The sequence below is a fragment of the Amycolatopsis sp. NBC_01307 genome (genome assembly GCF_035975215.1).
GTDB lineage: Bacteria > Actinomycetota > Actinomycetes > Mycobacteriales > Pseudonocardiaceae > Amycolatopsis.
Genome location: NZ_CP108403.1, coordinates 2,381,976 through 2,403,796, shown reverse-complemented (window position 1 = coordinate 2,403,796; position 21,821 = coordinate 2,381,976). Strand labels below are relative to the sequence as shown.

The following is a 21,821-nucleotide window of genomic DNA, read 5'->3' as shown; positions in this document are numbered from 1 at the left end:
GCTCAGCGGAGGTGGGACACCTCGGCGGCGTCGGCCTCACGCAGGGCTTCGATGACGCTCTGGAGGTGGACGCGCGCGGCTTCGGCGGCCTCGACCGGGTGATGCGCGCAGACCGCGTCGATGATCGCGAGGTGCTCGGGCAGCGAGACCTGCGGCCGGCCGGGGCGCATGGCCAGCCGGAACTGGTGGCGGACGCTCTGCCCGCGCAGCCGTTCGAGGACCTGCGCGGCGGTGCGCTGCCCGCCGATCTCGCGGACGCGGCGGTGCAGCCGCTGGTTGAGCCCGGAGTAGCCGACGACGTCCCCGCCCGACACGGCGGCGCGCATCGCCTCCCCCAGCTCGCGCAGCTCGGCGATCTCGGCGTCGGTGATGCGCTCGGCGGCCTTCGCCGCGCACAGCGACTCGAGCATCATCCGCACCTCGGAGATCTCGACGGCCTCTTCCAGCGAGACCGCGCGCACCCGCGCGCCGCGGTTCTGCACCCGCTCGACCAGGCCTTCGTTGGTGAGCTCGATGAGCGCGGACCGCACGCTGGCGCGGCTGGCCGCGAACTGGGCGGACAGGTCGGCCTCGACCAGCCGCTGATTGGGGACGAACTCGCCGCGGACGATGGCGTCGCGGACGGCGGCCACCACGGATCGTTCCCCCGGCCCCTGGTCCGCGGCAGTCTCCGGCATACTTCCACCCCTGTTTGTTGACAATTTTGTCGAGCAGATCGTCTACTCGATCGTAGGTGTCCGGAGAGGATTGTGCTATGCGCGGAACCATCGCGGTACTGGGGCTGGGCGAAGCGGGCAGCGCGCTGGCCCGAGACCTGGCGGCGGCCGGCGCGGTGGTGAGAGGTTACGACCCGGCCGTCACCGCACCGGACGGGATCGTCACCACCGGCTCCGAGGCAGAGGCAGCGAGGGGCGCGGAGGTGGTACTGAGCGTGAACAGCGCATCAGCCGCCCACGACGCCCTGTCCGCGGGTCTCTCCGGCCTAGGACCGGACACTCTCTGGGCCGACCTGAACACGGCATCCCCCGGAGCGAAGCGCCGCCTGGCTTCGACGGCGGCTTCCCACGGCACGGCGTTCGCGGACATCGCGATCATGGCGCCGGTGCCGGGCCGCGGACTGCGGGTCCCCATGCTCGCAACGGGCCCCGCAGCCGCCGCGGTAGCCGAAACCCTGAACGCACTCGGAGCGGCGGTGGAGGTCATGCCGGGCGAGGCCGGACTGGCGGCGGAGCGAAAGCTGCTGCGAAGCGTGTTCTTCAAGGGCATGTCCGCGGCGGTGGTAGAGGCCCTGCACGCAGCGCGAGCCGCAGACTGCGAGGACTGGCTGCGGCAGCTGATCACCGACGAGCTGACGACCGCGAACGAGTCCACAGTGGAGCGTCTGGTCACGGGCTCCCACACGCACGCAGTCCGCCGCACAGCAGAGATGGCGGCAGCAGCCGAGATGCTCACCGAGCTGGGCGTGCCCTCGAACATAGCGGGCGCGGCACGAGACCAGCTGGCGCAGCTGGCGAAGGAGCCAGAGTAAGAGGTCGTGAGTGCTTAGGAGGGTTAGAACCCTCCTAAACACTCACGACCCCCGGCACCGGGACGCAAGCGGGTCGCCCCTGCCGCACACCCGGAGCGGCCACCTCATCACCCAGAGCCCGCCGGGCGGTGTGGATGTCGACGCGGACGCGGTCACGGGTGCGCTCGATCTCGACCTTGGAGACGCCGGCGGCCAACACGGTTCGAGCAGGCCGCCCTCCGGTTCGCCGAGGCGGGCACGACCGCGCTCCCGACCTTGCCGATCCCCGAACAGCTCGGCCGGGAGGTGTCCGGGGCGGCCACCAAGGTGCCCTGAAAGCCAACACACCCACCGCATCGGCAAACACGCCGCCAACCGGGCGTGTTGGCCACTCCGGTCGCCGCACTGGCCGCTCCAGGCGGCGAGTTAATCGCCCCGAGGCAGCGAGTTGGCTGTTCCGGGCACCGAGTTAGGCCCTCCGGGCGCCGCGTTGGCCGCTCTGGGCGGCGTGGACGAAACGGCCGCCCGAGGGTCACCCTCGGGCGGCGAGACCGTCGAGGTGGACGGCACCGTGGTGCTCGGCGACGAACTCCGGGCCCTTGACGACAAGACGGGCCACCGCAGTTGCGTGCCCGTGCCCCAGGCCGTGCTCGGCCTTGAGCCAGGCGACGATCTCCCCCTGCTCGGTCAGCCCCTGGCCACCGACCAGCTCCAGAAAGCCCCGCGGGGTGATGCCGGTCTGCTTCTCGGCGTTGTCGAGGTAGGCCTGAAAAGACATGTCCGCTCCCAGAGGTCGAGGTCCCGGTACCCACAACACTCCCACCGACAACTTTTCTTGTCAAGCCCCGACCAGCACAAACTCCAACGACAACAGTCACCAAGATCCACAGTGGACAACCACCGGGAAGGCACACGATTACCCGAAAGGGGGAACAACAAAAGGCGAGCCGCCAGCCCGACAGAACCACACGCGGGGGTCCTGGGCTTGCCCCCGGCGGGGGCGTGGGGGCTCGGCCCCCACAAGACACAACGAGAAAAGCCCCGGTTTGCGCTTTCCGCAAACAGGGGCTTCCGCGAATTCTCGTGGGCGATACTGGGATCGAACCAGTGACCTCTTCGGTGTGAACGAAGCGCTCTCCCCCTGAGCTAATCGCCCGCGGTACGAACTCCGGCTGTGAGGGTCGGGGAACCCTGGTGCGCGATACTGGGATTGAACCAGTGACCTCTTCCGTGTCAGGGAAGCGCTCTCCCGCTGAGCTAATCGCGCGCTCCGGAAGTCCGTACTCGCAGAAGCATATCGGACGGTGATGCCGGGGTTGCAGGGGGTTCCCCTTGCGCCGGAGTGACCGGGACCACGGTCGAAACCGCCGTGACACCGGGGCCGCGGGCCAGGCAGACTGGACGGGAGACCAGCGCACTTCCCCCGACCGTCGCCGGCGCAGTGACCAGGAGTTCCCACCTCGATGACCGACACCGTGCACACCGCACCCACCGACGACCGGACGGACGCTCCGGCGGGCTCGGGGCTCCTCATCGGGGTTCTCGTGCTGTCGGCGTTCGTGATGATCCTGAACGAGACGATCCTGAGCGTCGCGTTGCGGGACCTGACCGTCGACCTGCACGTGCCGACGACCACCGTGCAGTGGCTGACCAGTGGTTTCCTGCTGACGATGGCCGTGGTGATCCCGGCGACCGGGTTCCTGCTCGAGCGGTTCACGCCGCGCCAGGTGTTCCTCGTGTCGCTCACGGCGTTCAGCCTCGGCACGCTGATCAGCGCGCTCGCGCCCGGGTTCGGGGTGCTGATGGTCGGGCGCGTGGTGCAGGCGTGCGGCACGGCCGTGATGCTGCCGCTGCTGATGACGACCGTGATGCGGCTGGTGCCGCCGCAGCGGCGGGGCGCGACGATGGGCACGATCACGATCGTCATCGCCGTGGCGCCGGCGATCGGGCCGACGATCGGCGGCGCGGTGCTGTCGGGACTGGGCTGGCGGTGGATGTTCTGGATCGTGCTGCCGCTGTCGCTGGCGGCGCTGGTGATCGGCCTGCTGCGGCTGCGGCTGCACAGCGAGACGCGCCGGGTGCCGCTGGACGTGCCGTCGGTGCTGCTGTCCGCGATCGGCTTCGGCGGCCTGCTGTACGGGCTGTCCTCGACCGGCGAGGCCGCCGGGGTGGAGCCGCCGGTGCCGGCGTGGGTGCCGATCGTCGTAGGGCTCGTCGCGCTCGTGGTGTTCACGTGGCGGCAGGTGCGCCTGCAACGCCGTGACCGCGCACTGCTGGACCTGCGGCCGTTCACCCACCGCCCGTTCGTGGTGGCGCTGGTGCTCACGGCGTTGCTGTTCGTCTGCCTGATCGGCGCGGCCGCGATCCTGCTGCCGCTCTACCTGCAGACGGTGCTGAAGACGACCACGTTCGTCAGCGGGCTGGCGGTGCTGCCGGGCGGGCTCGTGCTGGGCTTGCTGGGCCGTCCGGTGGGCGCGTTGTTCGACCGGGTGGGCGCGCGCCCGCTGGTCATCCCCGGCGCGGCGGCCATGGCGTTGTCGCTGTGGCTGTTCACGCTGCTGGGGCCGGCGTCGCCGCTGATCGCGGTGATCGGGATCCACGTGCTACTGATGGCCGGGCTGGGCCTGATGATGACGCCGCTGATGACGGAGTCGCTCGGCGTGCTGCCCGAGCACCTGTACTCCCACGGCAGCGCGATCCTCTCGACGCTGCAGCAGGTGGCGGGCGCGATGGGCACGGCGCTGTTCGTCAGCGTCGCCACGCTCGGCACCGCGGACGCGACAGCGGGCAGCCCGGACGCGTCGGGGCTGCGGATGGCGTTCGTGGTCGCCGGATGCATCGGGCTGGTGGCCTTCGCGCTCAGCTGGCTGATCCGCCGTTCCAGCGGCACGTCCACCGAGCCGGCAGTGTCCACTTCGGACAACTGAGTCTCGCTCGGCGACGGCCGAGCGGCGCGGGTCAAGGGAGCATGCGGCCGAGGAGCGTGCCGAGCCGGGTGCGTTCGGCCGGGGTGAGGTCGCGGGTCAGTGGCGCCAGCAGCCCGGCGATCTCCGCCTCCAGTTTCCGGGCGAGGCGGTGCGCCTCTTCGGTCAGGCCGACGCGCACCGCGCGCCCGTCGTCCTCGCTGGCCTCCCGCCGGACCAGGCCGCGCTTGACGGCCCGGTCGATCAGGCCGGTCACCGACGAGCGGTCCAGGCCGAGGTAGTCCGCCAGCTCCGCCATCTTCGGCGTGCGGTCGCGCAGGATCGCCAGGGCGCGCAGCTGCGTCAGCGACAGGTCGTGCGCGGCCGCCGCGCGGCTGAGCAGCGCCATCACCGTGAAGGACACCTGGACCAGGTGGTCCAGCACCTCGTCGGGCCCGGGTTCGGTCATACCGCCACGCTACCTTGAACTAGTTGGTAATGCCAGCTAATCTACTTGGCACTACCAACTACTTATCAAGAGGTCACCATGCGCGCAGCGGTCGTCACGTCGTTCGGCACACCGCCGACCTGCCAGGACTTTCCCGTCCCCGTGCCGGGAACGCCGGACGAGGTGCTCGTCGACGTCGTCGCCGTCGGCCTGCACCCGCGGGTGCGCTCCCAGGCCGACGGTTCGCACTACACCGAGTCCGCCGAACTGCCGTTCGTGCCGGGCATCGACGGCGTGGGCCGCGCGCCCGACGGCCGCCTGCGCTACTTCGTCCTGCCGGACACGGCGATGGGCGCGCTGGCCGAGCGGACGGTCGTCGACCTGCGCCGCAGCGTCGTGCTGCCCGACGACGTCGACCCCGTGCTCGTGGCCGCGGGCATGAACCCGGCGATGTCGGCGTGGATCGCGCTGCGGCGGCGGATCGAGTTCACGGCCGGACAGGACGTCCTCGTCCTGGGCGCGACCGGCAACGCGGGCCGGCTGGCCGTCCAGGTGGCCCGGCACCTCGGCGCCGGGCGGGTCGTCGCCGCGGGCCGGGATCCCGGACGCCTCGCGACGCTGCCGGGCCTGGGTGCCGACGTCGCGGTCCCCCTCGCCGACGTCGGCGCGGCGGGCGCGGACGTCGACGTGGTCCTGGACTACGTCTGGGGCGAGCCGACGGCCGAGGCGATGCGCGAGATCGTCACGCACCGCGGCGACCGGGCCCGCCCGCTGACGTGGATCGAGATCGGCTCGGTCGCGGGCCGGACTGCGTCGCTGCCCTCCGCCGCGTTGCGGGCCGCGCGGCTACAGCTGGTGGGCAGCGGCCAGGGTTCGGTGCCGACACGGGACATCGTCGCGGAACTGCCCGCCCTCGCGGCGGAAGTCGGCCGTGGCACCTTCCGGATCGACACGCGCACGGTCCCGCTGGAGGACGTCGAAGTGGCGTGGAAGGACGACGGCGACGACCGCCGCGTCGTGATCGTCCCCTGACCGCGGGGCGTAAGCCGTGAATGCCACATCGAGGGACCAAGTGTCCCTCGATGTGGCATTCACGGACTTCAGGCCGGCGTTCAGCTCACCTTCGGGGTGGCCCGGACTCCGCTGTGCAGGTACCGCTCCCCCGTCGGGAGCTGGTAGAACGTCACCGACTGCCATGAGCGGGTGCCCGCGGGGCGCAGGGCGAACTGGGTCGCGCTGATCGGGATCAGGTCGTCCTCCGTCGTCGGCTCCGGGACCAGCTCGGCGAGCGGGCCCGTGACCGTCTGGCGGATGCGCAGGCCCGCGTCCGTGCTGAGGACCTCCGTCCGCACCGACTCCCGCTCGTACGTCCCGAGGAACTCCGAGACGTCGACCGACGGCGGTGTGGCCGCGGGCGCCAGCGGTTGCGGCATCGCCACTCCCGCCAGTTCCGCGAAGATCTCGCGGTACAGCTCCTCGTACAGGTCGTGCGTGCCGCCGCCGTTGGCGAGCAGCGTGACCGCGAGGCCCTGGTCCGGCAGGATGCGGAGGAACGCCGCCTGGCCGATCGTGTTGCCGTCGTGGCCGTAGACGCGGTGGCCGTCCCAGTCGAAGCGGATCCAGCCCAGGCCCCACGAATCACCGAGGGTGTGCTTGTCCGGCATGTCCGCCTGCCACTCGGTCATCGCCGTGGCGGACGCCTCCGAGAGGACGCGCGTGCCGTCCGGGCCGAGGCCGCCCCGCAGGTGCAGGCGGGCGAAGGCCAGGACGTCCGCCGGGGTCGCCGTGATCAGGCCGGCCGGGCCCGCCGAGCGCGGCAGGCCCCAGACCGGCGCCGGCCGCGGCTCCTCGTCGCCCGCCGCGACGTGGCCCATCGCCGCGCCGAACAGCAGCGCCTCCTCGGGCAGGGTGCCCGTGTGCGTCAGGCCGAGCGGGGTGAACAGCCGCTCCCGCAACGCCGCGTCCCACGTCTTGCCGGTCAGCTTCTCGATGACGCGGCCGGCCAGGATGAAGCCCGAGTTGCAGTAGGACAGCGTCGCGCCGAGCGGGTGGGTCTGCGCGGCCTGGTCCAGCACAGCGACGTACTTCTCCACGCAGTCGTCGCCGCGGCCGGTGTCGGTGAAGACGTCGCCGTCGATGCCGCTGGTGTGGGTCAGCAGGTGCCGCAGCGTCACCTGCTTGGTGACGTCCGGGTCGGCCAGCCGCAGCTCCGGCAGCACGTCGGCGATCGGCGCGTCCAGGTCGAGCAGGCCTTCGTCGACGAGTTGCATGGCGACGGTCGCCGTCCACACCTTGGTGATCGAGCCGATCTGGAACACCGACTCGCCGGTGACGGCGACGCCGGTCGTCTTGTTGAGCACGCCGGTGTGCGCGAAGGCCTGCTCGTCGCCGTCGAGGCGCAGGATGCCCAGCGTCGCGCCGGGGACGCGGTACTTGCGCGCGAGTGCGGTCAGCCGCCGCTGCCAGTGAGCGCCGTCGAGCGGGACGCGCCCCGGCGAGCCCGCGTGCTGCTCGACCCAGTCGACGACGCGGCGGTTGAAGTCGCTGCGGTGCGAGGGTTTCCCCTCCAGGATGAACAGGTGTGACGCGCCGGGGTAGAGCACCAGCCGGGTCGGCACGCCCTGCTCGCGCAACGCCGTGAACCACTGCTCGGCCTGCCCGACGGGGCAGCGGTCGTCGTCGGCGCCGTGCACCACGAGCGTCGGCGTGCGGACCTGCCCGACCCGGGCCAGCGGCGACGACTCCCCGAAGTGCGCCTCGTCCACAGAGGACGCTCCGCCCAGTTCGGCGACGCCGAGGTAGTGCCCGCTGTCGGACGTGCCGGCCATGCTGACCGCGTCGCTGACGACGCCGCCGGCGACGGCCGCGGCGAACCGGTCGTCGTGGCTGGTCAGGTAGCACGTCATGAAGCCGCCGTAGCTGTAGCCGGAGACGGCGAGCCGCTGCGCGTCCGCGACCCCTTCGGCGACGAGCGCGTCCAGCGGCTCGAGGAAGTCCTTGGCGTCGGCGACACCCCAGGCGCCGACGGCCGCGGTGTAGAACGCTTCGCCGTAGCCGTCGCTGCCGCGCGGATTGAGCAGCAGCACCGCCCAGCCGCGCGCGGCGAGCTGCTGGTGGTAGGCGTGGACGGCGTCGGCGGTGCCGCTCCACGCGTTGTGCGGGCCGCCGTGGATGTCCAGCAGCAGCGGCCGCGGGCCGGTGCGGGCGGGGTCGCGCACCAGCCAGCCGTGCACGACCGTGCCGTCCGAGATGGTGAACTCGCGCTCCTCGCGGGTGAACAGCTCGACCTCGGCCCCGCTGCCGTGCGTGGTGAGGACTTCGGGCGCTCCCCCGGCGACGGCGACCGTCGCGATCTCGCCGTACGACGTCGGCGTGGCGAGGACGACCGCCGCGGTGCCCCCGGCGACGGACACGTCCGACAGGGTGTTCCCGGTGCCCCCGGCGACGAGCCGCGGTTCGCCGCCGTCGACGCCGACCGCGTAGACGTGCGTGTACCCGCGGTCGCGGACGCAGAACACGACCGTGGTGCCGTCTCCGGTCAGCACCGGGACCGCGCCGGGGTAGCCCGGGCCGCCGGGCATCACGTTCCGGTCCAGCGGGGCGGCCAGGTCGACGGTTTCCCCGCCGTCCACGGGAATCCGCAACAGGCCGAGGTGGCCGGGCGCGGTGTCGCGGCGGCCGGCGACGAGCAGCGCGGTGCCGTCGGCGGTCCAGGTGACCGTGCCGCACATGCCGTCGCCGGAGCCGACCGGGCGCGGCTCGGCGAGGCGGTTGCCGGCTTCGAGGACGTAGGCGCCGGAGCGGAACGTCAGGTCGGCGTCGGCCTCCGGGCCGGCCGGGAAGGCCAGCAGCGCACCGTCCGGCGACCACGCGGGATCGCCCGCGTGCCAGTCCCCCGCCGTCACCTGCCGGACGTCACCCGAGGCGACGTCGAGGACGTGGACGTGCTTGCGCAGGGTCCGCAGCAGCCCGGCGCCGTCGGCCTTGAAGTCGAGGCGGTCGGCGGCCACCGGGGCACCCGCGCGGCGGCCGCGGGCGGCGTCGTCGTCACCCTCGTCCGCGGCCAGGTCGACCGGGGCGGTGAAGGCGATCTCGGCGCCGTCCGGCCGCCACACCGGGCTGCCCGCGCCGAGCGGGAGCGTGGTGATCTGCTCGGGTTCGCCGCCGTCGGCGGGCAGCAGCCACAGCTGCGCCGGGCCGTCCGCGGCGCGCAGGAACGCGATCCGCGTGCCGTCGGGCGACCACACCGGGGCGAGGTCGGCGGTCCCGCGGGTCAGCCGGCGCGCCGGGCCGCCGCTCGTGGCGACCAGCCAGAGCGAGCGGGTGTCGCGGTCCGCGTCGCGGTCGGCGGTGCGCACGACGTAGGCGATCCGCGTGCCGTCCGGCGAGAGCGCGGGCTGCTCGGGGAACTCCAGGGCGTACAGGTCGTCGGCGCTCAGGCGGCGGGTCATGCGGATCTCCTCGTGGGATTCGGCGCAGTGTGATTCGGTGCGGTCGTGGCGAAGTGGCACGCCGCGACGTGGGGTCGTTCCGCGGCCGCGGCGGCCGGGTCGGCGCTGAGGCAGACGGTGCGGTCGGGGTGCACGAGCGGGCCGATCGGGCACCGCGGATGGAAGTGGCAGCCGGACGGCGGGTGGTGCGGGTCGGCGGGTTCGGTGTCGGCGAGCGCGTCGACGCCGGGGTCGTCGAGCAGGCCGTGGTGCGCGGACGGCGCGGCGGCCAGCAGTTCCCGCGTGTACGGGTGCCGCGGATCGGTGAGCACCTGCTCGGCCGGCCCGGCCTCGACGATCCGGCCGAGGTACAGCACCGCGACGAAGTCGCTCACGTACCGCACCACGGCGAGGTTGTGGGAGATGAACAGCATCGACAGCGCGAGGCGCCGCTGGACCTCGCGGACCAGGTTGAGCACGGCGCCCTGCACCGAGACGTCGAGCGCGGACGTGATCTCGTCGGCGATCAGCACCTTCGGCTGCCCGGCGAGCGCCCGGGCGAGCGCGACGCGCTGGCGTTGCCCGCCCGACAGCTGACCGGGCAACGTCGTGGCGCGGTCCGGGTCCAGGTTGACGAGTTCGAGCAGCCGCGCGACCTCGGTCCGCCGGGCGGCCCCGCCGCGGTGGGCGCCGCGCGGCATCGCCTCGGCGATGGACTCGCCGACGGCCATCCGCGGGTCCAAAGAGGAGTACGGGTCCTGGAACACCATCTGCAGCGGCTTGCGCCGGGGCAGTCGCCGGACGTCGACGCCGTCGAGCAGCACCCGGCCGCCGCTGACCGGGGCCAGCCCGACCGCGGCCCTGGCCAGCGTCGACTTGCCGGAGCCGGACTCGCCGACCAGGCCGACGACCTGGCCGGACGGGACGGTCAGGTTGACGCCGTCCACCGCCGTCAACCGGCCGTACCGGACGCTCACCGTGTCGAACCGCAGCTCGCTCACGCGGCACCTTCCTTTCGCGACTGTCCGGAAAGGACACTCACGGCGGTCTCGTGCGGGTGCCAGCACGCCACGCCGTGGCCGTCTCCGGCCCGTTCCAGCACGGGATCCTCGGTGAGACAACGCTCGGTCGCCAGCGGGCACCGGGCCGCGAACGCGCAGCCCACCGGGACCTGGTCCGGCTCCGGCGGCCGGCCGGGGATCACGGCGAGGGGCTCGTCGCGGTCCGTGCCGAGGTCGACCGTCGTGGCCAGCAGCGCCCGGGTGTACGGGTGGCGGGCGGCGCCCGGGAGGTCCGCCGTCGGCAGGTCCTCGACGACGCGCCCGGCGTACATCACCAGCATCCGTTCGCACGTCTGGGAAACCACCGCGATGTCGTGGCTGATCAGCAGGATCGCCGCGCCCTCGGCGTCCCGCGTGCGGGCCAGCAGCCGCAGCACCTGCCGCTGGACCGTGACGTCCAGGGCCGTTGTCGGCTCGTCCGCGACGATCAGCTTCGGCGAGCCCATCAGGCCCATGCCGATCATCGCGCGCTGGCGCATGCCGCCGGAGAACTCGTGCGGGTACTGCCGGGCGCGCCGCCGGGCGGCCGGGACGCGCACGGCAGCGAGCCGGTCCACCGCGCGCTCGAACGCCGCGCGCCGCGACAGGCCGTGGTGCTGCTCGGACACCTCCGCCAGCTGCCCGCCGACGCGCCGCGCCGGGTTGAACGACGTCATCGGGTCCTGGAACACCATGGCCAGCGACGTCCCGAGCAGGCCGCGCAGCTCGCGGTCGGACGCGGAGAGCAGCGACGTGCCGGCGAACTCCAGCCGGTCCGCGGTCACCACGCCCGGCAGCTCGATCAGCCGTGACACGGCCAGCGCCGTCAGGCTCTTGCCGGAGCCGGACTCGCCGACGACGCCGATCGCCTCGCCGGCGCGCACGGTGAAACTGACGCCGCGCACCGGCACCGTCCACCCACCCGCTCGCGGGAACGCCACCTGCAGGTTCTCGACGACGAGCACGGCGTCGTCCGCCGGTGCCTCGACGACCGCGGGCCGCGGCACGGGCACCGGGCCGGACGCGCTCCGGGCGGCGCGGGAGCGGACCCCGACCACGGCGGCGACGGTCTCCCCGACCAGGTTGAACGCCAGCCCGGCGAGCACGACGGCGACGCCGGGCGCGATCGCGGCCACCGGCGTCACGTAGATCCCGTCCAGGCCTTCGCGCAGCAGCCGGCCCCAGTCGTAGTCCGGGGCCTGCACGCCGATGCCGAGGAACGAGAGCCCGGCGAAGGCGAGCAACGACGACCCGGCGCCGATGGTCGCGTTGACGACCAGCGGTTCGCCGATGTTCGGCAGCACGTGCCGGGCCAGCAGCCGGATCCGGCCGACGCCGGACACCCGGGCCGCGGCGACGAAGTCGCGCCCGGCCACCGACGCCGAGAGCGTCTGGACCAGCCGGGCGAACGCCGGCGCCATCGCGAACGCGATCGCCAGCACCGCGCCGTGCGTGCCGACACCGAAGATCACCGCGAAGAACAGCGCCAGCAGCAGCCCGGGGAACGCGACGGCGATGTTGATCGCCGCGGTGAGCAGCCGGCCCGCCCACCGGGGCAGCACCGCCGGCAACGACCCGAGGAGCACCCCGGCGCCGACGCCGATCACGGTCGCGAGCACCGCGAGGCCGACCGACAGCCGGGTCGCGACGAGCGTGCGCAGGAAGATGTCGCGGCCGAGGGAGTCGGTGCCGAACGGGTGCGCCGCGGACGCGCCCTGGCCGATCGCGTCGGTGTCGACCACCGCGGCGCCGTCACCCCAGAACAGCGGCGCCAGCACGGACAGCGCGATCACCAGCACCAGCAGCACCGCCGAGCACGCGCCCACCGGCGTGCGCACGGCCGTCGTCCACACCGAGCCGCGCTTCTTCACTGAACCACGCCGTGCGCGCATCGCCGTCACCTCAGCTCTCCCGGATCGTCGAACGCGGGTCGAGCAGCCCGAGCACGACGTCGACCAGCAGGTTCACCAGCAGCACGCCGATGCCGTAGACGAGCACGATCCCCTGCACCAGCGGGTAGTCCTTCTGCAGGATCGACTGCACGATCGTCGAGCCGAGCCCGGGCCAGGCGAACACGTTCTCCACCAGCACCGTGCCCGCGACCAGGCCGGTCAGCATCAGCCCGCCCAGGGTCAGCGTCGCGGTCAGCGCGTTCGGCAGCGCGTGCCGGACGTACACCAGCCGCGCGGGCAGCCGTTTCGCCCGCGCGGTGCGGACGAAGTCGGCGCCCAGCACCGAAAGCAGCTCCACCCGGACGATCCGGGCGAGCACCGCGGCCGGCCCGATCGTGAGGGCCGCCACCGGCAGCACGTACGCGCCCGGGCCGTCCCCGCCCGCGACCGGGAACCAGCCGAAACCGACCGCGAACACCGCCACCAGCCCGACCGCCAGCAGGAAGTCCGGGATGGCGGCGAGCAGCACGCTCCCCGACGTGAACGCCAGCTCACCACCCCGGCGACGGCCGCCGCGCGTCAGCACCGCGAAGCACACCCCGACCGGCACCGCGACCACGACGACCACCACGAACGCGAGCACGGCCAGCTGCAACGTCGCCGGCAGCCGGTCGCCGATCACCTGCGTCACCGGCTGCCCGCTCGCCATCGACGTCCCGAAGTCGCCGGTGACCAGCCCGCGCAGGTAGTGCCCGTACTGTGTCCACAGTGGATCGTCCAGGCCGAGCTCGGCGCGGCGCGCCCGCACCAGGGCGGCGGGCGCGGTCATCCCGAGCGCGGCCCGCACCGGGTCGCCGGGGACCAGGTGGATCATCAGGAACGCCGCGGTCACCAGCGCCCACAGCGACACGGCGAACCGGGCCAGCCGGCGCCCGGCGAACGCCGGCCACGGGCTGCCCCGCAGGCCGGCGGGCGCCGTCGCCGTGGTCATTTCGCGTACATCCGGATCGAGGACGGCAGCACGGCGCCCTGGCTGAGCGTGAACTTCGTGCCGCTGCCGTAGATCGGGATGACGGAGTCGACGTAGGGCACCACGTCCACCCGCTTGATCAGCGCCGTCTCCGCGGCGATCCAGGTCGGGCAGCTGGCGTCGCCGCTCGTCGCGGCGGCCTGCTTCACACCCTGGTCGTAGGTGGGGTTGGCGATGTGCGCGAAGTTCGTCCCGTCCGGCGCGGCCGGGCCGGACACGAACGGCACCAGCTGGCTGGGCAGCGCGAGCCCGAGCGGGCCGAGCGAGACCTCCCACTCGCCGGTGCCGAACAGCACCTGGGACAGGCCGGGGCTGTCGACGCCCTTGAGCGTGACCTCGGCGCCGAGCGCCTTCCAGGTCTGCTGGAACAGCTCCGCCGTCGGCGCCATCGTCGGGCCGAGCTGGGTGCCGTAGATGACGTTCAGCGTCAGGCGCTTGCCGTTCTTCACCCGGACACCGTCCCCGCCGGCCTGCCACCCCGCGGCGTCCAGCGCGGACGCGGCCGCGGCGGCGTCGTGGGCCGGCAGGTTGCCGGTGATGGTGTCGCCCGCGCACGCCTTGGGGTCGGCCGTGACCATGCCCTGCGACGGCTTGCCCGTGCCGCTGGTGAGCACCTTGCCCAGCTGCGCCAGGTCGAGCGACTGCGTCAGCGCGCGCCGCACGGCTTCGTCCTCGCCGGGCCGGCCCGCGGCCTGGTTGTAGTAGATCTCGCCGAGCGGCGCGTTGTAGTCGGCGTGGAACAGCTTGCGCGCGTCGAGGCGCTGGCGGTCCGGGCCGGTGATCGCCGCGGCGTTGAGCTCGCCCGAGAGCAGCAGGTTCGCCGCCGTCGAGGTGTTGGAGATGACCCGCAGGACGAGCTTGTCGGGCAGGCCAGGCTCGGCCTTCCAGTCCCCCGGGCCCCAGGCGTAGTCCTTGCGGCGGGTGAACGTGTAGTGGTCGTTCGGCACGGCTTCGGAGACGGCGAACAGGCCGGTGCCGCTCTCGCCCTTCGCCAGCCGCTTGCGGTCGGCCAGGCCCTTGCCGCAGACGATCGGCAGCGCGCCGATGTTGCGGAGCAGGAACGCGTCCGGCGCGCCGCTGGTGACGGTGATCGTGCGGGTGGCCTCGTCGGCGGTGGCCTTCGTGCCGGGCGCGATCGTCAGGCCGGCGAAGGGCGACTTGTTCACCGGGTCGCCGACGAACACGATGTTCGCCGCGACGTCGGCGGCGGTCAGCGGGGCGCCGTCCGCGCAGGTGAGCCCCTGGCGCAGGGTGAAGGTCGCGGCGGTGGTCGAGGTGGCGGCCCACTTCTCGGCCAGCTCCGGCAGGGGCTTGCCGTCCGCGCTGAGCTCGAGCAGGGAGTCGTAGAGGAACTTGTCGACCTGGCCGGTCACCGACAGCACCGACATGTGCGGGTCGAGGTTGCCCGGGTCGGAGCCGATGGCGAAGGTGAACGTCCCGCCGTCGACGGGGGTCTGGCCCGAGCCGGTGTCTCCCGGTCCCGCGCAGGCGGTCGCCACGAGGGCGAGCCCGCCGAGCAGGACCGCCGCGGTCCGTGTGGGGGTCATGGGGTTTCCTTCCGCAGGTGGTCCACGGCGAGGCTCGCGGCCGCGCCGATCGCGGCGTCGACGGCGGGCTGCCGTTCGTCGAGCGAGTCCGCGCGGGTGAAGACCGCGACGGCGAACCGGCGTCCGTCCGGAAAGGACAGCACACCGGCTTCGTTGCGGACCGCCGGCAGGGTGCCGGTCTTGGCCGCGATCGTGACGTCCGAACCGAAGCCGGCGGAGATCCGGTGCGGCCAGATCTGACGCGCCATCATCGAGCGGACGCGCTCGCAGGCCGCGGGTTCGGCGGCGCGATCGGTCCAGACGGCGTCGAGCAGGGTGGTGACCTCCCGGGGCGTCGACGACGTCGTGCGCTCCGGGTCGAGCACCGAGAGCTTCCACGTCTGCTCCGGGGTGGCCCCGGCGAACGCGGCGTCGAGATCACCGTCGGCGCCCAGGTCGGCCATGACCGAGGCGAACAGGTCCTCGCAGCAGCCGATCAGCCGCGTCCGCTTCAGGTCCAGGTCGGCCAAGACGCGGTCGACGGCGTCCTGGCCGATCCGGTGGTAGATCACATCGGTGGCGGCGTTGTCGCTCATGGTCAGCATGAACAGCGCGAGGTCGCGCCAGCTCATCTCGACGTCGTCTTCGCAGCCGGCGGTGCCGATCCCGCCGATGCGGTAGCGCTTCCCGACGCGGGTACGCTCGGTCTCGTCGAGGCGGCCCGCCACGACCTCCCGGGCGTAGGCGACGGCGACCGGGATCTTGAACACCGACGCCAGCACCACCGGGTCGTCCGCGCCGAGCGCCACCTCGCCCGGGCCGCCGCCGATCTCCCGCGCGTGGACGAAGCCCCGCGCGCCCGCCGCGGTGAACACCGCGCCGATCTCGTCTTCGACACCGGTCATGCGCGCACCCGGCGGTCGGCGCGGCCGGTGTGCAGGTACAGCGCGTGGCCCGTTCCGTCGTCGCCGACGAAGGCGTGCGGGATGTACATGCCCTGCATCGGCTCGGCGAGGATCAGCGTGTCGCCGTTCATCGCGACCAGCTCGCTCTTCACCGGGCCGCTCAGCTCGGCGAAGATCCCCTTCGGGACGCGCTCCACCCAGACGCGGCCGCTGTCGTCCTGGCTGACCACGATGTCCGCGACCGTCGAGGAGTACTCGCCGACGTAGCGGGAGGCGTCGACGCGCGGCGCGGCCGGGTCGGGCACCGGCGGCAGGGTCAGCTCGATGCCGGTCAGCTCCCGCAGGACGTGGCCGATGATCTCGGTGTAGAGCGGGATCGGGTCGCCGCCGTTGGTCAGCAGCGCGACGGCGACGCCGTGCTCCGGGGCGACCCGCAGGAACGACGCCTGGCCGATCGTGTTGCCGTCGTGCCCGACCAGGGCGCCGCCGGGTGAGTCGAACAGCGACCAGCCGAGCCCCCACGCGTCGCCCATCAGGCCGAGGTCGGGCAGCTCCACCAGGCGTTCCCGCATCGCCTGGGCGCTCGCCGCGCTCAGCACGCGGGTGCCGTCCGGGGCCTCGCCATCACGCAGGTGCATGCCGGCGAACGTCGCGAGGTCGCGCGCCCGCATCGCGAGCATCGAGCCGGCCGGCGCGTTCGACGGCGCCAGCGCCCAGATCCCGGCGGGTTCCGGCTCGGCGCCCGGCTCCGGCGACAGGTGGCCGAGCGCGGCGCGGAACCGGATCGCCTCGTACGGGCTCTGCGCCGCGTGCGTCAGTCCTAGCGGGACGAACAGGTGGTCGCCCAGGCACTGGTTGTAGTCCTTGTCCCGCAGCACTTCCACGACGCGGCCGAGCACGCAGAGCGCGGCGTTGTTGTAGGAGAACATCTCGCCGGGCGGGAAGAGCTGGGGCACGTCGTGGAGGGTGGCGACGTACTTCTCGACGCAGTCCTCGCCGCGGCCGGTGTCGGTGAAGATGTCGCCTTCGAAGCCGGAGGTGTGGCACATCAGCTGCCGGACGGTGATCCGCGCGGCCGCGTCGTCGTCGGCGAGCGCGAACCCGGGCAGGTACCGGCGGACGGGCTCGTCGAGGTCCAGCTTCCCCTCGTCGACGAGCTGCATCGCCAGCGTCACCGTCCAGACCTTGGTGACCGAGCCGATCTGGAACACCGAGTCGGCGTCCGCCTCGACGCCGGTGGCCTTGTTGAGCACCCCGGCCGCGCGGTCGAGGATTTCGCCGCCGGCGTACACGGCGACCGACGCGGCCGGCACGTGGTTTTCGGCCAGCAGTGCGGGAAGCCGGCTTTCGAGCCAGGTCCCGAGGTCGGTGAGTTTCGCCATGATTGCCTCTCGTCCGATGGTGAACCGGCGTTGCCGGGGATGCTATGACCTGCGCTTACCCCGCCGGTTCGTCGAATCCGACGAGACCGGGGGAAACTTTCATCGCGGCGGACGAACCGGTCAGGCCAGCCAGCTCTTCGCCGTGGTCACCTCGGCGAGGCGGCCCGCGATCGGCGTCACGCCGAGGCCGGGGCCGGACGGCACCGGCAGGTGCCCGTCCGCCAGCACGAACGGCTCGGTGATGTCGTCGCGGTAGAACCGGTCCGACGCCGAGGTATCGCCCGGGAGCGTGAAGCCGGGAAGCGACGCGAGGGCGACGTTGGCCGCCCGGCCCAGCCCGGTCTCGATCATCCCGCCGCACCAGACCGGGATCCCGTGCGCGGCGCAGACGTCGTGCACCCGCCGCGCCTCCAGGTAACCGCCGACCCGGCTCGGCTTGATGTTGACGATCCGGCACGCGCCCAGCGTGATCGCGTCGGCGGCCGAACGCGCGGAGACGATCGACTCGTCCAGGCAGATCGGCGTCCGGATGTGCTTGGCCAGCTCCGCGTGCCCGAGCACGTCCTCCTCTTCGAGGGGCTGCTCGATCAGCAGCAGCTCGAACGGGTCGAGCCGGGCGAGCTGCGGGATGTCCGACAGCGTGTACGCGGTGTTGGCGTCGACCTGGAGCAGGATGTCGTCGCCGAAGCGTTCCCGGACCGCGCGCACCGGTTCGACGTCCCAGCCGGGCTCGATCTTGAGCTTGATCCGGACGTACCCGTCGTCGAGGTAGCCGCCGACGACGTCGAGCAGGTGCGGGACGGTCTCCATGATCCCGACGGAAACGCCGCACGGCACCGAGTCCTTTGTGGACCCCAGCGCGGCCGCGAACGACACGCCGTGCGCCCGCAGCTCGGCGTCGAGCACGGCCATCTCCAGCGCGGCCTTGGCCATCCGGTGGCCCTTGAACTTCGCCAGCAGCGGCGCGACCTTGTTGGCCGTCAGGTCGCCGGCCGCGGTGAGCGCCGGGACGAGGAAGGTCCGCAGCACGTGCTCGACGCCGTCGACGTACTCCGAGGAGTAGAGCGGGTCGACCATCGCGCCGCACTCGCCCCAGCCCTCGCCGTCGGAGGTGACCGCGCGCAGGAGCAGCAGTTCGCGCTCGGCCTGCGTGCCGAACGACGTCCGGAACGGCGCCACCAGGGGCATCCGGACGCGCAGGAGCTCCACACCACTGAGTTTCACGGCTTCTCCTTGGCCAGAACGTAAAAACCGGCACGATCGAACCCGACGACCTCGGCGCCGCCGGCCATCAGGCCGCCCAGCACCTCCCGCAGCGCCACCCGCCACGACCGGCCCCCGGCGGGGTCGGTGCGGCGCAGCGCCTCGATGTCCGGCGGCACGGCGACGAGCACCAGCGGCCCGTCCGCGGGCCCGCTCACCGGCCCGCCGTCCGGGCCGACCGCCAGCGCGGTCGACGCGCCCCGCGCTCGCAGCGCGACCGCGTCGAACCGGGCCGGCTCGCCGAGCGCGGCGGCCCGCACCGGCGGGCTCGCCAGCTCCCAGGCGACCATGATCCGGTCGGTGTCGCCCGAGCCGTTGATGCCGTCGTGCATCGGGCCGTAGAAGTCGGGCAGGTACTGCGCCGGGCGGGCGCCGAGCTTGGTCACGTTGAAGTGGGCGTTGCGCCGCACGAGCGGGTCGAACGTCCAGGAGATCACCGGGACGTCCTGGTGCAGCGCCCACGCGCGCTGGTGCAGCTTGAGCGCGAAACCGAGCCCGCGGCCGAGCCCGGCCGGGAGGACCCCGGCGATGTGGCTGTGCAGCCCGCCTTTCGCGGGCCGGCCGAAGAACCCGAAGCAGGCGCCGAGCAGCCGGGGGCCGTCGAAGGCACCGGCGACGTAGTTGCCCGCCGCGACCATCGCCTTGAGCAGCTCGGCGTTCACCGGCTGGCTGCCCGGTTCGGGCTGCCAGATCGTCTCGAAGAGCAGGGCCACCGCGTTCAGATCGGGGATCTCGGCGAGCTCACGGACCTCGGCCCCCGAAGCCGCGGCGGCGGCGGTGGCCGTGAGGGCCGCCTCGTCCCGCACGGACGGGACCGTGTTCGTCACAACGTCAGTCACGGGACCATCCTTTCCGGACCCGGCCGGCGCGTCACCGTTGTCCCGCACCGGATTCGCCCCCGGCGTTGGTCGTGGCGGACGAAGTCCCGTTCGCCAGCACGGTTTTGGTCAGTGAGACGAGCAGCGCGGTGCGCGGGAGCAGCTGGTCGACGACGACGTGTTCGTCGTCCGCGTGCGCGCCGCCGCCCACCGCGCCGAGGCCGTCGAGGGTGGGAATCCCCAGCCCGGCCGTGAAGTTGCCGTCGGACGCGCCGCCGACCGACGCGGACGTGAGCGTGCCGCCGGCGAGGGAGTCCGCCAGGGCGAACAGATCCGCCGACGCGACGGCGTCGAGCGGCGCGCGGTTGATACCACCGGCGATCCGGAGCTTGGAACCGGGCAGCACCGGTGCCAAGCTCCGGACGGCCTGGTCGACGCGGTCCTGCTCGGCGGTGTCCCACACGCGGGCGTCGACCGCGACGCTGGCCGCGGCGGGCACGGTGTTGGTCGTCGTCCCGGCGGACAGCGCGGTCGGGACGACGGTGGTGCCCCGCTCGGCGTCGGCGAGCGCGGCCACCGCGAGGATCTGGTGAGCGAGCTCGATCCCGGCGTTGACACCCTTCTCCGGTTCGAGCCCGGCGTGCGCGGCGCGGCCCTCGACCTCGATCCAGTACCGGGAAACGCCCTTGCGGCGGGTCTTCAGCGCGCCGCCGTCGGCGGAGGCCTCGAGGACGAACACCGCGTCGCAGCCGCGGGCCTCCTCTTCGATCAGCGAGCGGGACAGCGGTGAGCCGATCTCTTCGTCGCCGGTGACGAGGATCGCCAGGCCGGTGCGGTCGGCCAGCGCCGCGGCGGCGTGCAGGGCCATCACCACGCCGGCCTTCATGTCGAAGCAGCCGGGGCCGCGCAGGACGCCGCCGGTGATCGAGAACGGGTGCGTGCGCAGGGAACCCAGCGGCCACACGGTGTCGTGGTGCCCGAGCAGCAGGACGCGGGGCGGGCCGTCGCCGAACCGCCAGCGCAGGTGCGTGCAGCCGTCGGTGACGATCCGTTCCGGCTCGGCGCCGAGCAGGCGGCGGCCGATCTTCGCGACGGCTTCGGCGCTGCGCGCGACGGCGTCGTGGTCCTCGGACGGCGACTCGCACCGGACGAGCGACTCGATGTCGGCGAGGAGGTCGTTCACCGCGGCTCACCCCGCAACGGCTTCCCCGGGAACGCGCCGGTGCGCAGTTCGCCGTCGCCGACCACGGCGACGCCGCCGACGAACAGGTGCCGGACGCCCCGCGACGGCCGGGTGGGATCGGCGTACGTGGCGGCGTCGGTGATCGTCGCCGGGTCGAGGACGACCACGTCGGCGTCGGCGCCCACCCCGAGGTGGCCCTTGCCGCGGGCCGCCGGGGCGACGTCGTCGAGCAGCCGCGACGGCAGGTAGGCGCAGCGGCGGAACGCTTCGAGCCAGGTCCAGGCCCCGGTCTCGCGCACCATCAGGCGCAGGGTCTTGGCGAAGGTGCCCGCGGTCCGCGGGTGCGTCGTGCCGCCCGGCGGGAGCGGCCACTCGGTGCTTTCGGTGCGGCCGTCCTTCCAGTACACCGGCATCGCGTCGCTCGCGACGATCGAGTCGGGAAAGGCGAGCGCCTGGCGCAGCGTCGCCTGGTCGCGGGGGTTGTCCTCGTCGAGGAACTCCAGCAGGCACGGCGCGCCGGGGTCGGCTTCGCGCAGCTGACGCAGGCGGGCTTCGTCCGCGACGCGCTCGCCGGTCTCGAGGATCACCACGCTCGACGGCGAAAGTCCCTTGAGCCGCAGGCGGTCCGGCTCGATGAACGCGGCGCCGACGGCGGTGCTGCCGGCGCCGTACGGGTAGGCCTCGACGGTGACGCGGGAGCCCGCGCGGCGGGATTTCTCCAGGGTGGCCAGGACGCGGTCGAGGTGGTGACCGGAGGTGCTGTTGACGTGGCAGTGGTGCATCGCGGCGCCGGTCTCGGCCGCGGCGATGACGATCTCCTCGGAGCCGTCGACCGGGATCGCCGGGTCGACCTCGACCAGCTCGCGAACGTGCGTGTAGGTCGGCACGCCGGCCTTCGCGGCGAGGTGCGCGACGGCCAGGAACTCGCCGGGCTCGGTCGCGGGCGCGTACCCCATCAGGACGCCGATGCCGAGCGCGCCGGCGGCCAGCTCACCCTCCACAAGGGACAGCCAGGCCGCGAGTTCTTCCGGCGACGACGACCGTTGCCACGCCGGGTTGCCCAGCACGGCGAGGCCGCTGTCGATCTGCGCGTCCGGCTCGATCCCGGCCAGCACCTGCGCCCGCGCGGCGGCCCAGCACGCGGAGAAGCCGTAGTTCAGCGGCCGCCCGGCCGCGGCGGCCTCGGCGTAGGCCCGTTCGAGGGGCATCAGGCCGGCTTCGAGGTCGAGCGCGGTGGTCACGCCGTCCAGCGCCTGCAGCCGCTGCCCGGCGACGGAGTGCACGTGGCTGTGCAGGTCGACGAACCCGGGCCCGACGACGAGCCCGCTGACGTCCACCACGGCGGGCGCGTCGAGCCCGCTCCCGACGGCGACGACCTTGCCGTCGTCCAGGAGCACGTCGGCGACGCCGTCGAACCCGGTCCCGGGGTCGACGACCCGCCCGCCCCGCAAGAGTGTCCGCACCGCTGCGCCTCCTCGTCGTCACGTACTCGGG

17 protein-coding genes and 2 tRNA genes are annotated in these 21,821 nt (G+C 73.1%); 3 read left to right on the top strand and 16 right to left on the bottom strand.

Annotation, left to right across the window (positions count from 1 at the left end):
• Positions 1-2: 2 nt before the first annotated feature.
• Positions 3-677 (bottom strand): GntR family transcriptional regulator, encoded by a 675-nt coding sequence (locus tag OG439_RS10505; RefSeq protein WP_326949185.1) that lies wholly within the window; start codon positions 675-677, stop codon positions 3-5.
• A gap of 77 nt (positions 678-754) precedes the next feature.
• On the opposite strand from OG439_RS10505, the gene OG439_RS10500 reads away from it, so the two are divergent.
• Complete coding sequence (locus OG439_RS10500) at positions 755-1,528, top strand: NAD(P)-dependent oxidoreductase (protein ID WP_326949184.1); 774 nt, start codon at positions 755-757, stop codon at positions 1,526-1,528.
• A gap of 511 nt (positions 1,529-2,039) precedes the next feature.
• Here the strand turns inward: OG439_RS10500 and OG439_RS10495 are convergent.
• The 3 genes from OG439_RS10495 to OG439_RS10485 all read right to left on the bottom strand — a co-directional run bounded on the left by OG439_RS10495 (position 2,040) and on the right by OG439_RS10485 (position 2,774).
• Positions 2,040-2,285: a DUF4287 domain-containing protein gene (locus tag OG439_RS10495; protein ID WP_326949183.1), complete on the bottom strand. Its 246-nt coding sequence runs from the start codon at positions 2,283-2,285 to the stop codon at positions 2,040-2,042.
• Positions 2,286-2,591: 306 nt separating this feature from the next.
• Positions 2,592-2,663: transfer RNA gene (locus OG439_RS10490), tRNA-Val, on the bottom strand.
• A gap of 36 nt (positions 2,664-2,699) precedes the next feature.
• Positions 2,700-2,774: transfer RNA gene (locus OG439_RS10485), tRNA-Val, on the bottom strand.
• A 196-nt stretch (positions 2,775-2,970) separates the two neighbouring features.
• On the opposite strand from OG439_RS10485, the gene OG439_RS10480 reads away from it, so the two are divergent.
• Positions 2,971-4,434 carry a DHA2 family efflux MFS transporter permease subunit gene (locus OG439_RS10480; protein ID WP_326949182.1) on the top strand — a complete coding sequence of 488 codons (1,464 nt, stop codon included), beginning with the start codon at positions 2,971-2,973 and terminating at the stop codon, positions 4,432-4,434.
• A gap of 31 nt (positions 4,435-4,465) precedes the next feature.
• Here the strand turns inward: OG439_RS10480 and OG439_RS10475 are convergent, their stop codons facing one another.
• Positions 4,466-4,879 (bottom strand): MarR family winged helix-turn-helix transcriptional regulator, encoded by a 414-nt coding sequence (locus OG439_RS10475; RefSeq protein WP_326949181.1) that lies wholly within the window; start codon positions 4,877-4,879, stop codon positions 4,466-4,468.
• Between the two features lie 78 nt (positions 4,880-4,957).
• On the opposite strand from OG439_RS10475, the gene OG439_RS10470 reads away from it, so the two are divergent.
• Positions 4,958-5,890 (top strand): quinone oxidoreductase family protein, encoded by a 933-nt coding sequence (locus OG439_RS10470; protein WP_326949180.1) that lies wholly within the window; start codon positions 4,958-4,960, stop codon positions 5,888-5,890.
• An 80-nt stretch (positions 5,891-5,970) separates the two neighbouring features.
• Here OG439_RS10470 and OG439_RS10465 read toward each other — a convergent pair whose 3' ends face one another.
• The 11 genes from OG439_RS10465 to OG439_RS10415 all read right to left on the bottom strand — a co-directional run bounded on the left by OG439_RS10465 (position 5,971) and on the right by OG439_RS10415 (position 21,790).
• Positions 5,971-9,309: a serine hydrolase gene (locus OG439_RS10465; RefSeq protein WP_326949179.1), complete on the bottom strand. Its 3,339-nt coding sequence runs from the start codon at positions 9,307-9,309 to the stop codon at positions 5,971-5,973.
• On the bottom strand, positions 9,306-10,289 hold the full coding sequence (locus tag OG439_RS10460; protein WP_326949177.1) for an ABC transporter ATP-binding protein: 984 nt from the start codon (positions 10,287-10,289) through the stop codon (positions 9,306-9,308). The genes OG439_RS10465 and OG439_RS10460 overlap by 4 nt, the downstream gene beginning before the upstream one ends.
• Positions 10,286-12,220, bottom strand: a complete 1,935-nt coding sequence (locus OG439_RS10455; protein ID WP_326949176.1) for a dipeptide/oligopeptide/nickel ABC transporter permease/ATP-binding protein — start codon at positions 12,218-12,220, stop codon at positions 10,286-10,288. Before OG439_RS10455 ends, OG439_RS10460 begins: the two co-directional genes overlap by 4 nt.
• A 10-nt stretch (positions 12,221-12,230) precedes the next feature.
• Positions 12,231-13,211: an ABC transporter permease gene (locus OG439_RS10450; protein WP_326949175.1), complete on the bottom strand. Its 981-nt coding sequence runs from the start codon at positions 13,209-13,211 to the stop codon at positions 12,231-12,233.
• The gene (locus tag OG439_RS10445; protein ID WP_326949174.1) at positions 13,208-14,797 is read right to left on the bottom strand and encodes an ABC transporter substrate-binding protein; all 1,590 of its coding nucleotides are present in this window, start codon (positions 14,795-14,797) and stop codon (positions 13,208-13,210) included. The genes OG439_RS10450 and OG439_RS10445 overlap by 4 nt, the downstream gene beginning before the upstream one ends.
• On the bottom strand, positions 14,794-15,681 hold the full coding sequence (locus OG439_RS10440; protein ID WP_326949173.1) for a serine hydrolase: 888 nt from the start codon (positions 15,679-15,681) through the stop codon (positions 14,794-14,796). Before OG439_RS10440 ends, OG439_RS10445 begins: the two co-directional genes overlap by 4 nt.
• Positions 15,678-17,063, bottom strand: a complete 1,386-nt coding sequence (locus OG439_RS10435; RefSeq protein WP_326949172.1) for a serine hydrolase domain-containing protein — start codon at positions 17,061-17,063, stop codon at positions 15,678-15,680. The genes OG439_RS10440 and OG439_RS10435 overlap by 4 nt, the downstream gene beginning before the upstream one ends.
• 120 nt (positions 17,064-17,183) lie before the next feature.
• Positions 17,184-18,287 carry an o-succinylbenzoate synthase gene (gene menC, locus OG439_RS10430; protein ID WP_326949171.1) on the bottom strand — a complete coding sequence of 368 codons (1,104 nt, stop codon included), beginning with the start codon at positions 18,285-18,287 and terminating at the stop codon, positions 17,184-17,186.
• On the bottom strand, positions 18,284-19,165 hold the full coding sequence (locus OG439_RS10425) for a GNAT family N-acetyltransferase (protein ID WP_326949170.1): 882 nt from the start codon (positions 19,163-19,165) through the stop codon (positions 18,284-18,286). The genes menC and OG439_RS10425 overlap by 4 nt, the downstream gene beginning before the upstream one ends.
• A 31-nt stretch (positions 19,166-19,196) precedes the next feature.
• Positions 19,197-20,327, bottom strand: a complete 1,131-nt coding sequence (locus OG439_RS10420; RefSeq protein WP_326949169.1) for a M20 family metallopeptidase — start codon at positions 20,325-20,327, stop codon at positions 19,197-19,199.
• The gene (locus tag OG439_RS10415; protein WP_326949168.1) at positions 20,324-21,790 is read right to left on the bottom strand and encodes an amidohydrolase family protein; all 1,467 of its coding nucleotides are present in this window, start codon (positions 21,788-21,790) and stop codon (positions 20,324-20,326) included. The genes OG439_RS10420 and OG439_RS10415 overlap by 4 nt, the downstream gene beginning before the upstream one ends.
• Positions 21,791-21,821 lie beyond the last annotated feature (31 nt).

What these genes read in the sequence shown, in the direction of transcription:
- OG439_RS10495 (WP_326949183.1), bottom strand. Translation starts at nt 2,285, where the DNA reads ATGTCTTTTCAGGCCTACCTCGACAACGCCGAGAAGCAGACCGGCATC.
- OG439_RS10450 (WP_326949175.1), bottom strand. Translation starts at nt 13,211, where the DNA reads ATGACCACGGCGACGGCGCCCGCCGGCCTGCGGGGCAGCCCGTGGCCG.
- OG439_RS10470 (WP_326949180.1), top strand. Translation starts at nt 4,958, where the DNA reads ATGCGCGCAGCGGTCGTCACGTCGTTCGGCACACCGCCGACCTGCCAG.
- OG439_RS10505 (WP_326949185.1), bottom strand. Translation starts at nt 677, where the DNA reads ATGCCGGAGACTGCCGCGGACCAGGGGCCGGGGGAACGATCCGTGGTG.
- OG439_RS10500 (WP_326949184.1), top strand. Translation starts at nt 755, where the DNA reads ATGCGCGGAACCATCGCGGTACTGGGGCTGGGCGAAGCGGGCAGCGCG.
- OG439_RS10440 (WP_326949173.1), bottom strand. Translation starts at nt 15,681, where the DNA reads ATGACCGGTGTCGAAGACGAGATCGGCGCGGTGTTCACCGCGGCGGGC.
- OG439_RS10455 (WP_326949176.1), bottom strand. Translation starts at nt 12,220, where the DNA reads ATGCGCGCACGGCGTGGTTCAGTGAAGAAGCGCGGCTCGGTGTGGACG.
- OG439_RS10435 (WP_326949172.1), bottom strand. Translation starts at nt 17,063, where the DNA reads ATGGCGAAACTCACCGACCTCGGGACCTGGCTCGAAAGCCGGCTTCCC.
- OG439_RS10475 (WP_326949181.1), bottom strand. Translation starts at nt 4,879, where the DNA reads ATGACCGAACCCGGGCCCGACGAGGTGCTGGACCACCTGGTCCAGGTG.
- OG439_RS10445 (WP_326949174.1), bottom strand. Translation starts at nt 14,797, where the DNA reads ATGACCCCCACACGGACCGCGGCGGTCCTGCTCGGCGGGCTCGCCCTC.
- OG439_RS10480 (WP_326949182.1), top strand. Translation starts at nt 2,971, where the DNA reads ATGACCGACACCGTGCACACCGCACCCACCGACGACCGGACGGACGCT.
- OG439_RS10465 (WP_326949179.1), bottom strand. Translation starts at nt 9,309, where the DNA reads ATGACCCGCCGCCTGAGCGCCGACGACCTGTACGCCCTGGAGTTCCCC.